General features: G+C 68.0%; 10 protein-coding genes. 5 read left to right on the top strand and 5 right to left on the bottom strand.

The annotated features are described in order from the left end of the window. The first annotated feature begins 13 nt into the window (after window positions 1-13). Both istA and istB read left to right on the top strand, forming a co-directional pair. Window positions 14-1,654 (top strand): IS21 family transposase, encoded by a 1,641-nt coding sequence (gene istA, locus NMK44_RS30920; protein WP_254749366.1) that lies wholly within the window; start codon window positions 14-16, stop codon window positions 1,652-1,654. Next, the gene (gene istB, locus NMK44_RS30915) at window positions 1,651-2,445 is read left to right on the top strand and encodes an IS21-like element helper ATPase IstB (RefSeq protein ID WP_254749364.1); all 795 of its coding nucleotides are present in this window, start codon (window positions 1,651-1,653) and stop codon (window positions 2,443-2,445) included. The genes istA and istB overlap by 4 nt, the downstream gene beginning before the upstream one ends. Window positions 2,446-2,465: 20 nt before the next feature. Here istB and NMK44_RS30910 read toward each other — a convergent pair whose 3' ends face one another. Beyond that, on the bottom strand, window positions 2,466-3,044 hold the full coding sequence (locus NMK44_RS30910; RefSeq protein ID WP_254749362.1) for a GNAT family N-acetyltransferase: 579 nt from the start codon (window positions 3,042-3,044) through the stop codon (window positions 2,466-2,468). Between the two features lie 275 nt (window positions 3,045-3,319). Continuing rightward, complete coding sequence (locus tag NMK44_RS30905) at window positions 3,320-4,492, bottom strand: RICIN domain-containing protein (RefSeq protein WP_254749360.1); 1,173 nt, start codon at window positions 4,490-4,492, stop codon at window positions 3,320-3,322. A gap of 58 nt (window positions 4,493-4,550) precedes the next feature. Here NMK44_RS30905 and NMK44_RS30900 point away from each other — a divergent pair, with 58 nt between their 5' ends. Beyond that, window positions 4,551-6,260 carry an RICIN domain-containing protein gene (locus tag NMK44_RS30900; protein WP_254749358.1) on the top strand — a complete coding sequence of 570 codons (1,710 nt, stop codon included), beginning with the start codon at window positions 4,551-4,553 and terminating at the stop codon, window positions 6,258-6,260. A 787-nt stretch (window positions 6,261-7,047) separates the two neighbouring features. Then, the gene (locus NMK44_RS30895) at window positions 7,048-8,445 is read left to right on the top strand and encodes a replication-relaxation family protein (protein WP_254749356.1); all 1,398 of its coding nucleotides are present in this window, start codon (window positions 7,048-7,050) and stop codon (window positions 8,443-8,445) included. Between the two features lie 52 nt (window positions 8,446-8,497). On the opposite strand, the gene NMK44_RS30890 is transcribed toward NMK44_RS30895, so the two are convergent. The 3 genes from NMK44_RS30890 to NMK44_RS30880 all read right to left on the bottom strand — a co-directional run bounded on the left by NMK44_RS30890 (window position 8,498) and on the right by NMK44_RS30880 (window position 12,762). Next, window positions 8,498-8,716 carry a hypothetical protein gene (locus NMK44_RS30890; RefSeq protein WP_254749354.1) on the bottom strand — a complete coding sequence of 73 codons (219 nt, stop codon included), beginning with the start codon at window positions 8,714-8,716 and terminating at the stop codon, window positions 8,498-8,500. A gap of 505 nt (window positions 8,717-9,221) precedes the next feature. Beyond that, on the bottom strand, window positions 9,222-10,217 hold the full coding sequence (locus tag NMK44_RS30885; protein ID WP_254749352.1) for an abortive infection family protein: 996 nt from the start codon (window positions 10,215-10,217) through the stop codon (window positions 9,222-9,224). A gap of 7 nt (window positions 10,218-10,224) precedes the next feature. Further along, window positions 10,225-12,762, bottom strand: coding sequence for a DEAD/DEAH box helicase (locus NMK44_RS30880; protein WP_254749350.1), 2,538 nt, complete (start codon window positions 12,760-12,762; stop codon window positions 10,225-10,227). Window positions 12,763-13,046: 284 nt separating this feature from the next. Here NMK44_RS30880 and NMK44_RS30875 point away from each other — a divergent pair, with 284 nt between their 5' ends. Next, entirely contained in the window at window positions 13,047-13,304 is a 258-nt protein-coding gene (locus tag NMK44_RS30875) for a hypothetical protein (RefSeq protein WP_254749348.1), read from the top strand. Window positions 13,305-13,857: the final 553 nt, after the last annotated feature.

Below are 13,857 nucleotides of genomic sequence, written 5' to 3'. Positions count from 1 at the left end.
GGTCATGCCGCAGATGTCGAAGGTTGAGCTGTACGCCGCGATCCGGCGTGACCACCGCGGCGGCATGAAGCTCCGGGAGATCGAACGTAAGTACAACGTGTCGTGGCGGACGGTCAGGAAGGCCGTCGACTCGGTCTGGCCCGAACCGCGGAAGAAACTGCCCCCGCGGGCAACCACGCTGGACCCGTACAAGCCGATCATCGACGGCGTCCTGTTGGCGGACCTGGACGCGCCGCGCAAGCAGCGCCACACCGTCACACGGATCTTCCACCGCTTGGTCGAGGAACACGGTGCTGACGTCTCCTACCAGCAGGTTCGGCGTTACGTCGCGGACCGGAAGCCACAGATCCTGGTGGAGTCGGGCAAAGCCCCGCTGGAGGCATTCGTCCCGCAGACCCACCACCCCGGCATGGAGGCCGAAGTCGACTTCGGCGACGTCACCGTGCGGCTCGCAGGCGAGCTGGTGACCTGCTACCTGTTCTCCTTCCGCCTCTCCTATTCGGGCAAGGCTGTCCATCGTGTGTTCGCCTCCTGCGGTCAGGAAGCCTTCTTCGAAGGGCACGTGCACGCGTTGCAGACGCTGGGCGGCGTCCCGCGGAGCAAGGTCCGCTACGACAACCTGAAGGCCGCCGTCGCCCAGGTGCTGGGCTTGAGCCGAGCGAGGGTGGAGACCGACCGGTGGATTGCCTTCAAGTCGCACTTCGCCATCGAGAGCTTCTACTGCCGCCCCGGCATCGAGGGCGCTCACGAGAAGGGCGGAGTCGAGGGCCAGATCGGCTACTTCCGCCGCAACCACTTCACTCCCGTCCCCGAGGTCGAGTCGCTGGCGGAGCTGAATGAGCTGGTCGAACAGTGGGACCGGCACGACGGCCGCCGCCGGATCGGCTCGCGGGCCCGGACCATCGATGAGTACTTCGAGGACGAGCGTCCGCTGCTGATGCCGCTGCCCGAAGAGCGGTTCGAGACGGGACGGGTGTTCACGCCGCGGGTCGACCGCTACAGCCAGATCACGATCCGCACCAACCGCTACTCGGTTCCCGTCCGGCTGATCGGCAAGCGGGTCAGAGTGATGCTGCACGCCTCTCACCTGGTGGTTTACGACAAGAACGCGGAAGTGGCCCGACACGAAAGACTGATCGCCAAGAGCAGCTGCCGCCTGGATCTGGATCACTATCTCGAAGCCCTGGTCCGCAAGCCGGGCGCCTTCCCCGGCGCGACCGCTCTGGAGCAGGCCCGATCCGCAGGAAAGTTCACCCCGGTCCACGACGCCTGGTGGACCGCGGCGGTCAGGGCCCACGGCGACACCGAAGGCACCCGGGCCCTGATCGAGGTGCTGCTGCTGGGTCGACACATCATGCACGAACACCTCGTCGCCGGCCTCGCCACCGCCCTGCGGGCCGGGGCACTGACCGCGGACGCTGTCGCCCTGGAGGCCCGCAAAGCCGCCCAGACCGAGGACGAACCGGCAGCCGATATCCCGTTGCCCCGGGCGGCCGCCGGCTCGGGCTCGGCGACCGTGACGTTCCTGCACGAGTGGAAGCTGCACCACCTTCCGCCGGACACCAGGCCGCTGCCCTCGGTGACGCCCTATGACCAGTTGCTCCGATGCCGCCGCATCAGCGGCGGTGACCACCAAGAGGGAGAAGCACAGTGACCCTGCCCCGCCAGCGAGGCTTGACCGAGCAGGCCGCCACCACGGCCATCGACACCGCCTGCCGTCTGTTGCGGCTTCCGTCGATCCGCAGCGAGTTCGCCGACATCGCCGACCGGGCCGCCAAGGACCAGATGACCTACCGCGGCTTCCTCGCCGAACTGCTGATGGCCGAGTGCGACGACCGGGCCCGCCGCCGCTCGGAACGGCGGATCAAGGCAGCCGGCTTTCCTCGCGAAAAGTCACTGCGCACCTTCGACTTCGACGCCAACCCCAACATCGACCCGGCCACCATCAACACCCTCGCCAGCTGCGAGTGGATCAAGAAGAGCCAGCCGCTCTGCCTGATCGGCGACTCCGGCACCGGAAAGTCCCACATGCTCATCGCACTGGGCACCGAGGCCGCCATGAAGGGCTACCGCGTCCGCTACACCCTCGCCACCAAACTCGTGAACGAGCTGGTCGAGGCCGCCGACGAGAAGCAACTGAACAAGACCATCGCCCGCTACGGCCGCGTCGACCTCCTCTGCATCGACGAGCTGGGCTATATGGAGCTGGACCGGCACGGCGCTGAGCTGCTGTTCCAGGTTCTGACCGAGCGCGAGGAGAAGAACAGCGTCGCCATCGCCTCCAACGAGTCGTTTGGCGGCTGGACCAAGACCTTCACTGACCCCCGCCTTTGCGCAGCCATCGTGGACCGCCTCACCTTCAACGGCACCATCATCGAAACCGGCACCGACTCCTACCGGCTTGCCAGCACCCGGGCACGTGCTGAACATGCCGAGGCGGGCTGAAGGCGATGCGTCCCAGCCGCTCAAGCCGAAAGGGAATCTGCTCCGCCATTCTGATAACACCAGGTAAGCAATGTCACCTGGCGGCCCTTGGCCTCGCGCGTGATGGGCTCGTCGTCTGTGAGTTGGAAGCCAGTTGCGCGAGCAACAGCCACGCTCGGGGAGTTCCCCGTTTCAATGCGCAGCAGCACACGTCTTGCGTCCAGCTGGCGACAGGCGTAGTCAGCCATCAACTTGACAGCTCGTGAGGCCAGACCCTGCCGCCGATGTTGGCTACCGATGCCATAAGCGAGCTCGACATCCCGCGCGTCGAGCTCGCTGCGAAAGAGGAGCACTTCACCGCGCGGCTGCTCACCGTCGGTAGTGATCACTAATTGGGCATTCTTGCGTCCTTCCTCGCGGCCTTCGCGAGCCTTGGTCAGGTACTCACGCGCCGCTGTGGAGTCGAACGGAGAGGGCACCGGAGTCCATCGGTCGATCTCGGGATCGTCATAGAGCTCAACCAGCGCGGACAGGTCGGACTCGGCCCACTCTCTCAGCAGTATCCCGTCTCCTGACAACCGAATGCTTGGCGGCAGAACGATCTCACGTTGGTTGGACATGTGCCCGATCTTGCCCTGCCAGGGAGTCGACATCCAGAGCCAGAAAGCTCCCTGGCTCAGTTTCGCCGTCTACGCCTCAACTGCGTCAGACCGCGCACGGGCACTCTGGCTACCGGCAAACGACAGCGTCCATGCCGTCAAAACTCGTGAACAACACGGGATCGACGATCACCTAACCGCTGTCCAAACTCGTCGATAAACGCTGCCACTAGAAGTGAACGAAGCCATGCTGCCCGGTGCCGAATGGCACGGGGCTGCTGCGTTTGGGCGAGGGTTCAGAGCCAGGTCTGGGCGGGTGATCCGTCGCAGTTGCGCTGGTAGGCCACGGCGCCGTTGCCGGGGGTGGCCGTGCTGATCTCCAGGCACTTGCCGGAGTTGGCGTTGACGAGGTTCCAGCCGCCGCCCTGGGCGGGCTGCTGTCGCCAGCTCTGGGTGGCGGATCCGTTGCATTCCCACTGGTTGGCGTTGGCGCCGTTGTGGACGGCGTCCGCCCTCACTTCCAGGCAGAGCCCGGAGTTGGCGTTGGTGAGGATGCCGGTCCCGCCGGGCCGGGAGCTGGTCCACTGCTGGGTGGCGGATGTGTTGCACTCCCATTGGCTGGCGAGGTCGCCGTCGTGGGTGGTGTCGCCCCGGATCTCCAGGCACTTCTTGGAGATCGCGTTCACCCACGTCCTGGGCGCGCCTGGGGTGCGGCCGTCGTCGGGGACCGGCGCCGTGGCGAGGGGGCCGCGCTCGGAGCGGGCTCGGCCCGGTGCTGCCTTCGCGGTCTTCTCGCCCGGGGAGGCCGGGGCGGGGCTCGTGCTGTCGGCGATGTTCTGGTAGCGCAGGGCGGTGTAGGAGCTGGTGGGGTGTCCGGCGAGGGTGGGGGAGTGGATGCTGCCCTCGGCCTTGTTGGTGGGGCGGGAGCGGCTGCTCTGCTGGTAGTAGCTGAAGGTGCCCTTGGTCTGATCGGTCCAGCCGCCGAAGATCACCGCGTGCTGGCTGGAGTTGAGGACGTCCCCCGGTTTGAGGTCCGGCACGTCGATTCGGGTGGCGACGGAGGGCAGGGAGTGGGTGCTCAGGCTGGACTTCAGCTGCCAGGCCATTGAGACGAATCCCGAGCAGTCCTGGCGGTAGCGGCCACCGGTGGCGTCATCAGCCCACCAGCTGAAGGGGGGCCCGAGCCCATTGCCGCTGTAAGGGACCTCGGCGTCGACCCAGGCCTGCGCCCGCTTGATCACCTGGTCGCGGGTGACGCTCTCTCCCGGCGCGGCGCCGGCGCCGAGGGTGCCGGTGGAGGTGACCGGGGCGCTGTCGGACTGGGTGCTGGCGGCGTGGGCAGGCAGCACGGCGAGGACGGTCACCGCAAGCGCGCCGGCCAGCAGTACGCCGACGCGCCGCAGCAGGATCGGGCTTCGGCTGACGGGGTGCGGGGACCGGTCACGGTCCCGCAAGGGAGGTCGAGTCACGGGATGCTCCAGGGTTTGTCTGGTAAGCGCTGGAGACCCACGATGTGACCTGGTCTGATTGTCCATCAATGACGAAAGTGCGCCGCCGCAGCTCCTGGGCGTGCTGGTGGCGGACAACGCGGACAACTCTCGGGGGTGTATCAGGGTGGCAAAGGCCGGCCGGCCGCAAGGCGGCTTCAAGGGGCGGACCGAGCAGGCCAATGAGCTGGCGGCATTTCTGCGCGATCTGACCCGGAACTCCACGATCCGCGAGCTCGCCGAGCGCTACCGCATCAGCAAGACCAGCTGGGGCGAATACCGCTCAGGCAGCAAGATCCTTCCCTGGCATCTGCTGGAGCGCACCGTCCTGGACCGGGTACACGATTCCCGCGGCCGGGCCGAACTCCTGGCCAAAGCCCGCCGCCTGTACACCGCCGCCCTCGAGGCAGAGCAGGTACAACGGCCCGCACCCGCCGCGGCGGCGGCCCGGGCCCAGCGGCAGGCGGAAGAGGACCTTGCACACGCCGAACGCCTCACCCAGGCACTCCTGCAGATCGTCGCCGTGCTGCAGAACCCCCCACCGCCGCACCCGAAATCCGCATCCGCCGCCGGTGATGCCTCAAGCCCGGATGCCAGCCCGGCCGACCCGGTCGCCAGGCAGCACCTCGGGCAGGCGCAGGTGCACCTCGGACGCCTTCGGCAGATCCAGGACGCGGCCCAGCAGGCGCAGGCTGCCGCTCAAACCCAGTACGTCCAGGCCTTCCAGGAGCAGACCCCGCCGGAGAGCACCGCCGCAGCCTGTCCCGAGGGCACCGCTACGGCGTACCTGCCGGCGGTGCGTGCCGCTGACGTACAGGCCCAGGTCGCCCGGGTCCACAGTGATGTCGAAGAGGCTCACGGGCAAGTCGCCATGTTGTGGGGACAGGTCAGAGGGGAGCCGATGGCGTCGCTTGTTGTCCGCGGAGAGGTCCTGACCCGCGCGGACAATGACCTGACCAGCCGCCCTTCCGATGGCAGGCCCGCCAGACGCCGTCCGCGCTGGCTGGGTACGGGCTTCGCCGCGCTGGCCACGGTCGTGGCCGCGGCCGGCGCCACAGCGGCCACGTTGCTCTACCTTCGCCCGGCCCCGCCCGCCCAAGCCGCACCCCCGTCCGCGCAGGCTCCGGTGCAACCCAGCCTCTCCGCCACCACCCCGCCCTCGAGCACGCCCGGCCCTTCGCCCTCGGGCAGTACTCCACCGCCCAGCTCAGACCCGAACATCAGGGAAACGCGTGATCCCGGTCAGGCATCGCCCCCCGCACCGACCCCGGACGCACCCATCCCCCATACCAGTGCCACCCCGCCCGCGGAGAAACAGCCCGCTCCGCAGCAGCCGGTGCAACCGGGCCCACGCCCGTGGTCCAACAAGAACTCCGGCAAATGCCTGGAAATCCGCCGCGACTCGACCGAGAACGGCGCCACCGCCAACCAGTGGACCTGCAACAACTCACCCACTCAGCAGTGGAAGACCACCAACCCCACTGGTTGGGGCACGATCGTCAACGCCAACTCGGGCCTGTGCCTGGAGATCCGGCGTGATGCCACCGGCAACGGCGCCACCGCCAACCAATGGGAGTGCAACGGCTCGGCCACCCAGAACTGGCACTGGAAACCCTCACCCGGCGGAGGCTGGAACCTCGTCAACGCCAACTCGGGGAAATGTCTGGAGATCACCGCCGGATCCGCCGACAACGGAGCCCTCGCCATCCAGCAGGACTGCAACAGCTCCCCCGCGCAGAAATGGACCTGAGGCCGTCTCTTCGCCCATCTGCAAGGTGAGGAGGTAGTCGAAAGCGTGGTCGACTTCCTATGGGGAGCGGGGTGGCGGGCTGGGATCAGGGTACGGCATGGAGGTCTCCTCAACTGTCGGCCGCCCTGGGCATCACGGCGACCCCCTGAGGCTGAAGGAATCCGCCCGTGGACAGCGGCCGGACATTTCTCCTCCCCTCGGAAACGGGCAAACCCTGCGGTCAAGGGGCCTTACCGGACCCCCTTGATCAGCACCCCACTCGCCGCTGGCTTCGCCCGCTGCCCCCTTGACCATGTCGACCGCACGGTCGGGAACGCCGCATCGCCCCTTGACCTGCTCTGCGACGGGCGACCGTTAGACGGCGGACGAGGGGGTCTCCTGCACGCTGCTCCCTCGAGTCCCCGCTCACCAGGGCGGCCCGAAGCGAAGGAGCCACCGTGATGACCACCCGCCGACCCCCGGCAGGAGCCCGGCGCGCCCGCCCCGACCACGGGCCCGACCAGTACCGGGCAAGCCGTCCCGGCCTCCTGCGGTGCGTACTTGGGACTCCGCTGTGGAAGCCACTTTGGTGCCCGACACCCAGCCGGACGGAGAAAGCCCAGTTCATCACGCAGATACGGCTGCTCGCCGCGTTGTCACGACCCTCTTCTCTCCTCCTGAACTTGAAGGAAATGTCCGTGGGGGACGAGAGCATCGGGTCCGGCCCCCGGACGCCCTCTGCGGCCGGGCGCGGCCGGCGCTCGGCCAGTGGCCGAGCGCGCCAGTCGACGGGGAGGGAGCGCAGCTGATGGCGGGGAAGCGTGAGGAGAACCCGGCAGGGTCATCGAACAACCTGCGCGGTGACGTGCTGCGCGTGCTCGGAGTGCTGAAAGTTGCGACGGTCGAACAGATCCAGCAGATCTCAGCCCCGCACCTGAGCTACCGCCACACCGACAAGCCGACCCCGTCGAAGCGGAAGCAGGCCCGCACCGCCTCGCACACCGGGGCGCTCTCCGATCTGCGCAAGCACGGCCTGGCGGAGAACGGCGGGCAGCTCCCGGGCGGGGACACGCTGCGCAACCTGACGCCCATGGGCCTGAAAGCCGCCGCGCGCGAGCTGGGGCGGCCAGCGGGGGAGATGGGCAACCCCGCCCGCGGCGCAGGCCGCACGGGCGCCTCCCACCCGATGACGGTCAACGAGGCCGTGCTCGCCCTGCTGCGCCCGAAGCCGGACCTCGCCCAGCTCGCCAGCGAGCCGGCCGACGTCCTCGCCGCCGCCCAGGCCGCCTTCGACGCACCCGCCGGGCTGGGCACCATCACCTCCTACGCGACCGAGGTGGCGCTGCCCGCGACGGGCACCTGGTCCAACCCCGGCAAGGGCGGCGCCCAGGCGGACATCGTCATCACCGCGCCCGAGGACGGGGTGCCGCTGCTGTTCGCGGAGATCGACAACTGCTTCGAGTCCGCTCAGGTCCTCACCGCGAAGATCGACAAGTACATGCGGTTCTGCCAGCGCAAGGTGAAGGACGTCGACGGCAAGGAGCGGCCCATGTGGCGCACCCGCTGGTGGGTGCCCGACGGCCGCCACGGCGACCAGCCGCACCCGCCGCTGCTGCTCGTCTTCAACCGGATCGGCCCGCGCAACCCCAACACCGTCATCGCGCAGCTGGCCGAGCTGACCGAGCGGCACTGGAAAGGCACCGCGTACGAGAGCGGCTTCCACATGTACGACGGCAAGCTGCCCATCGTCGTCACCGGCATGAAGCACCTAAAGGAGCACGGCCCGGCCGGAGCGATCTTCCGGCGCTTCGGCCGACCGCGTAACCAGACCCTCCTCGAGGCGATCGGCAACCCGCGCCGCGAAGCCCACGACGCCCGCCAGCAAGCCGAGTACGCCGCCCACCAGCGGGAGCACCAGGAGGAGCTGCGCCGCATCGCCGCACAGCACAAGGCCGAGCGAGAGGCCGGCCGTCCCGTGTGTGCCGACTGCGGCACCCGGTTCACCGACGCACGGTGGAAGACCATCGAGCCCTCCGGGTGGAGCGCCCCACGCGAGACCCACCCGCACCTGTGCGACGACTGCAAGCAGCAAGCCGTCACCGCCGAACGCCAAGCCGAGCAGGCCGAGCCCGAGCACCAGGAGCACGACCAGGCCGTGCCCGAGCAGAAGGCCGGCGGCACCTGGCTCTCCCGCTTCCGTAGCTGACGTCCGAGCGGAGACCACGGGCGGGCAGGACCGTTCTGTCCGGCCGTGGCGGCTACTCCCAGGGCTTCGGTAGCGCGTGCCACAGGGCTCTGAGCCAGTCGGGCGGGTTCGTGAGGAACTTGTCCACCAGCCGGTCGGTGATGGAGCGAGCGGCGCCCTGAAGGGCGCCCTGGCCTATCGCGGCGGTCATGCTGGCACCCACGGCAGGCTGCTGCGGGGCGGGCGCGGGGTCGGGCGGCTGGACAGGCGCGGGAACGTTGTCCCGGGTCATGATGCTGCTCCCTTGAGCAGAGGGATCCAGGACAGCGGACACCTGTGGTGGTGTCGTCCGCGTGGGGATGGTGCGCGCCTCGCGGTCGGCGGTCCTGCTGCGGCTCTCTGCCTGAGAGCGTCCCTGGGGGGCTTCGGCCCGGCCCAGGGTGGGCGTGTTCAGCGTAGCGGCGATCGGCGCGGGTGTTGCTTTGGGTGTCTGGCGGCTGGTCACCGGTACTGCCTCCGGCGTGAGTTCGACAAGTCGGGCGGGACAGTGACAGGGCTCGGGTGCTCGCGTCTCGTCCTGCCGGGCACGGCTCTTTCACCCCGTAAGGCCGCAAGCCCGGCCCCGGACAGCAGCGGCTGGGAAGAAAGATTCCGGGGCACGACGAAGGCCCGGACGCCTGGTCCGGGCCTTCGTCATGCCCAAATGATCTCTAGTGAGTCGAACGCTGGTGACGCTGCGGGGCATAGTCGGACACGATCACTCGCTTCACAGGAGGGCGGCTATTCCTTGACCGGCCTCATCGCGGCCCAAAGGGCGCGCGGGCCTCCAGATCATTGATGAAGTCGGTCCACGGCTGTTGTCCCGAGTCCGGCAGGCGCGGGAGTTCCTCACGCATGGCGGTGATTACGGCGGGGTGCTCCTGTTGGAAGATCACTGACCAAGATGCCGAACCGAGGACGTCTTGCAGTTCGGTAAGGACCTGTTCAGGCGCTGAGTGATGCCGCAGCACGTCGGCAGCACAATCTGAACTGATGCTGGGCCGTGCTTCTACCTGGCCGTCTTCATTGAGGAACAGGCCCTCCACGACTCCTTGCCGGTAGGCGTCTGGCCAGCGCTCTGGGTTGTCTGCGCATGCTCGGATGCCATCGATGCGTACGACGAATGTCTCGCGGGCCGACCGTTGGCCCACGGCCACTCCGAGGCGCCGCTGCTCTGGTTCCTCAAGGCCGGGGATATTCGCAGCATCCAGTCGAGCAGCCAGGTCTCCTCTGGAGAAGATGCCCTCGCGTAGGTCATGTACCAAGGGTTCAACAGCGCCTAGGAGCACGGTCTGAAGTCTCGCTAGGGCCCACCGCACCCACACCAGGGCGCCGTGTACGCACGCCTCGACTACCTCGGCGGTGATCTCGTGTACAACGGGGCGGCCGTGACCGGTCCCGAAGCGGTTGCGCAGTTCACGAAGCTGCGACGCCATCTTCTTGGCGGCGTTCGGGATCTGTCGTAGGGGGTCGTTCGGCGGCAGACCGTTTACAGCGGCGTGTTCGACGACGGCGTGTGCGTGACCGAGGACCTTGTCGTATTCATCTTTGTCCCCTGTCACACGTCCGTGCGACACGAGGACGACGCGTGCGACACACTCGACAAGCTCCTTCGCCGAACCTACGACCAAGGGACGATCGTTTGCCGCGATGGCTGCCCCAAGGCGTCCGTAGTGGTCAGAGATTGCCTGCCACGACTCCTCCTGGAGCCACTCGGTCCGCGGCAACGCTTCCTGCACCAAAATACTGATCACGGGATCATCATCCTCCCGATGCCGACGTCCACCGCATGCCGATCGCGGACAGCAGCTCCATCCGCTCCGGCGTTAGCGTCGCCGCCCGGCTGCGCTGGTTCCCGATCCAGGCGCCCAGCTTGTGCTGCCGCTCCTCTTGGTCCTCGCCGACGATCCGCTCAACCCACTTCCTGGGGACCTGGAGGTGCCCCTCGCGCTCGTAGAACTGCTTGGCGGCCTGGTAGTTGAGGGCCCACTTGTCGGCTTGCGTGCGGCGCGGCTTCGGCTTCTTGTCCTCGGCGGCGGGCTCGATCCCGAGGACCTGCTCGCACATCCACTGCTGGACGGTGGTGAGGTTGTCCCAGCCGAGCCGCTGCGCCCGCACCCATCGGCCGAGGTCTTCGCCCTGGTGCACGACGTCGCCCGCCTCGGTGGGCAGCGCCTCACCGGCGTCCAGGTGCATCCGGATCAGGTGGAAGCACCGCTGCCACGTCACCGGCCAGCTCGGGCACCACGACGGGTCGATGTCCTCCAGCTGCTCGCGCCGCTCGTCCGACAGTGCCCCGGCCGACGACTCCACCGGCAGGCCCTCGGCACGCCGCTGCTCGATCTCCGCAGCCTTCCGGGCGGCGGCCCGCGCGTTCTTCAAGAAGATGCCCACCCGGTACCCCTGGAAGGTGGCGTCCAGCGGGGCCAGGAGGTGCCCGTGCTCGGCAGCCCACCCCCGCGCGGCGGACAGGCCCTCCTCCCACGCGACGTCGAAGTGCGACCAGATCATGCCGAGCTTCTCCAGCTGCGCGACGCGGTCCTCGTCCATGTCGCCGCGGGCGTAGAACCGGCGCCCGTCGGCGATCCACTGCCCCAGCGGGAACCCGGCGAGCGAGGCCGGCCACCCCGCGCCTTCCGCCTCCTGGCCGTCGACGGCAGGCACCCGGAACGTGAACGGCACCTTCAAGTCGCCGTGCTCGCGGGCGTAGATCACGGCCGCCTCCACCCCGCGCCGCCAGTGCTCGTGCTCGGGGTTGAGGACCCGCAGGTTGATGAACGCCGCCAGGGCAGCCGGATCGCGGGGCGTGGAGAACTTCAGCAACGCCTTGGCCGGGGCGCTGACGCCCCCGGAGCCCTCACCGCTCCCACCCGTGCTCTTCCCGCTCTCGTCCTTGGCTACGGGCTTGTAGCGGCTCGGGGCCTGCTGCTCCGCGAGCCTCTCCACGATCCTGGCGTCGTGCGCCCGCAACGCCTCCAGCAGCTTGGCGAGCCCGCCGAACGCCCTGGAGGTGAGCATGTTGTCCGCCGTCTCCCCGGGCCCGAGCAGCACCGGCACCACGAGCGAGGCGACCTTGCCTTCGCCGGGCTGCATCCGCAGCGCGCGGCCGACGGCCTGGACGAGGTCGGGCATGGAGCCGCGGACGTCGGCCCAGTAGACGGAGTCGCAGGTTTTGGTGTCGACGCCTTCGCCCAGCACCTTCACCGAGCTCAGGAAGCCCTTCTCCACGACCGTGCCGTCCCTGGAGATCCCGGACGCGAACTCCCCGAGGACCCGGCGCCGGTGGTTGGGCTTGTGCTCGCCGCACAGCCAGTCCGCCCAGATCGTCTTGGGGTACAGCTCGGGGTCGCTGGCGTGCAGCTGTGTGGCGACGTCGGGGAGGCCGACCGAGAAGGCTTCGGCTTCCTTGACGACGTGGTGGAAGACGAGTGTGCGGCGGAAGCCTTCCTCCGAGGATGCTTTGAGCAGGGCGGTCTGGAGCGCCGCGAGCCGTGCCCCGCGCACCTCGGCTGAGCGGCTCTCCGCGCCCAGGAGCTGCGCGGCCTGGAGCGCGGTGTCGGTCACGTCGACGCATACGACCTGGTAGGGGGCACAGATTCCCCGGTCGATGGCGGCCGAGAGGGTCAGGGTGAAGCAGCGGCTGCCGAAGGGGCCCTCCGGGTCGTCTTCCATGCTCGCGACCAGCTCGCCCGGTGCGCCGGTCTCTTCCTCGTCTCCGAGCTGCCACAGCCGCGGCGTGGCCGTCATGTACAGGCGGCGTAGGGAGGGGATCTTCTGGTTGTCGTGGATGACCGCCCACGGCTTCCCGATCCGGCCCGAAACGCGGTGGGCCTCGTCCACGATGATCAGGTCCCAAGCCGCCAAACCCGCAGCGTGAGCCCGCTCCAGAGTCCCCAGACCGAGGCTGGCGTACGTGGCGTACACGGTCACTTTGTCCAGGCCCCGCGTCCACTCCACCAGCTCGTCCACGTCTGTGGTGTTGGGGAAGGACACCTCCTCGCCCCGAAGCGAGGACACCCCGATCATCGGGCCCCGGCGCCCTCCCTCGCGCCATGCGGCCTCGGTCTGCGCCAAGAGGTCCAGCGACGGCACGAGCACCAGCACACGGCCCGCGTGGAGCTCCTCCGCGCTGCGGACCGCCACCCGGGTCTTCCCGGACCCGGTCGCCATGATCACCTGCGTCCGAAGCCCCCGTTCGGGCACAAGAGATCTTGCAGGCAATTCAAGGGTACGCACGACCGCGTCAATGGCTTCTCGCTGGGCTGCCTCACGCTGATCAGCGCGGTCTGTGCTTGACATATCCGCTCTGCTTTCCCTTGCCTGCCAGCAGGGCTGAGTGAGCATCAGCCCACGTGAAGCCTGCCTGCATACGTACAGTTGGCCGCAGTGGTGAACTCTCTGAGAGGGTTTCCCTATATTCGTGCCACAGAAAGTCCGGGATGCTCCACGCGGCCTGAAGTTCCCTACCTATCAGTATGATGGATATGATTCCAGAGTCTATCCGTAATCTATTTTGATGCAACCAGCCCACGAAAGCCCACCAGAACCTGACAGCCCGGTAGGCTCATGGGTATGGTCAGACCGTGAAGAACCGGATGTCGAAGCCTGATACGGACAATGGCATAGAAGACGTCTCCCTGCTCATCTTGGAGTGGCTCGGTGAACAGGGCGTCAGTGCTCTCATCAGGTTCGATGCGGAACGCCCCCGCAATCAGTGGACCTTCGCAGCATCGGGTGAGGCTCTGCCTGAGCCCGTCCGGAATGATGCGATGTCAGCTGCCGAGTGTTTGAGCAATGGACTCGTCCTTATCCGTAGGCAGGGCATGGATGTCCCGTTCTGACCACCGGTAGAGAGTCGGCCCTGCCCGCGGGCTTGAAGGCTGGAACCATGTTGCAGCACTGCGCTGAACCCTGACACGAGCGAGCGACCACAGGCCGGGGCAGACTGGCAGCCATGAAGAGATGCAGCGCACACCAGACATTGGTGGTCGACGGGGAGAGGTTTAACGTCACCAAACGCCCCGGCCAGCCGGGCACGTACGATTTTATCTGGCTGACAGGACCCAACCCTGGATATGGCTTCACTTCTGCAGGGCACCCGGCCAGAGCCCTGAGCACTCCGGAACTGGAAGAGTCAGCCCGGGATTTCCTAAGGCAGATCGATCCGACCACCGGACACATCGAATAGCTCCTCCGCCCCCGGAGCCCTCGCAGCCCGTCCGCGTGAGCGGACATCAGGCCCTGAAGGCGAAGCCGGAGGGACCCCGGGGTGGGGTAGCGAAGCGAACCCACCCCACCCACCGTCACATCAGCTCAGAACAACCCGACCTGACCACCCACCAGGACTGGCCCCTGGAGCGCAGCGGAAGGGGGCTGGCCCGGCTCAGCCGGGCT

Origin of the sequence: Streptomyces cucumeris, assembly GCF_024295805.1 — a bacterium.
Lineage (GTDB): Bacteria > Actinomycetota > Actinomycetes > Streptomycetales > Streptomycetaceae > Streptomyces > Streptomyces cucumeris.
Note: the sequence above shows the minus strand (reverse complement) of the source record. Positions and strands in the feature narration are given on the sequence as shown.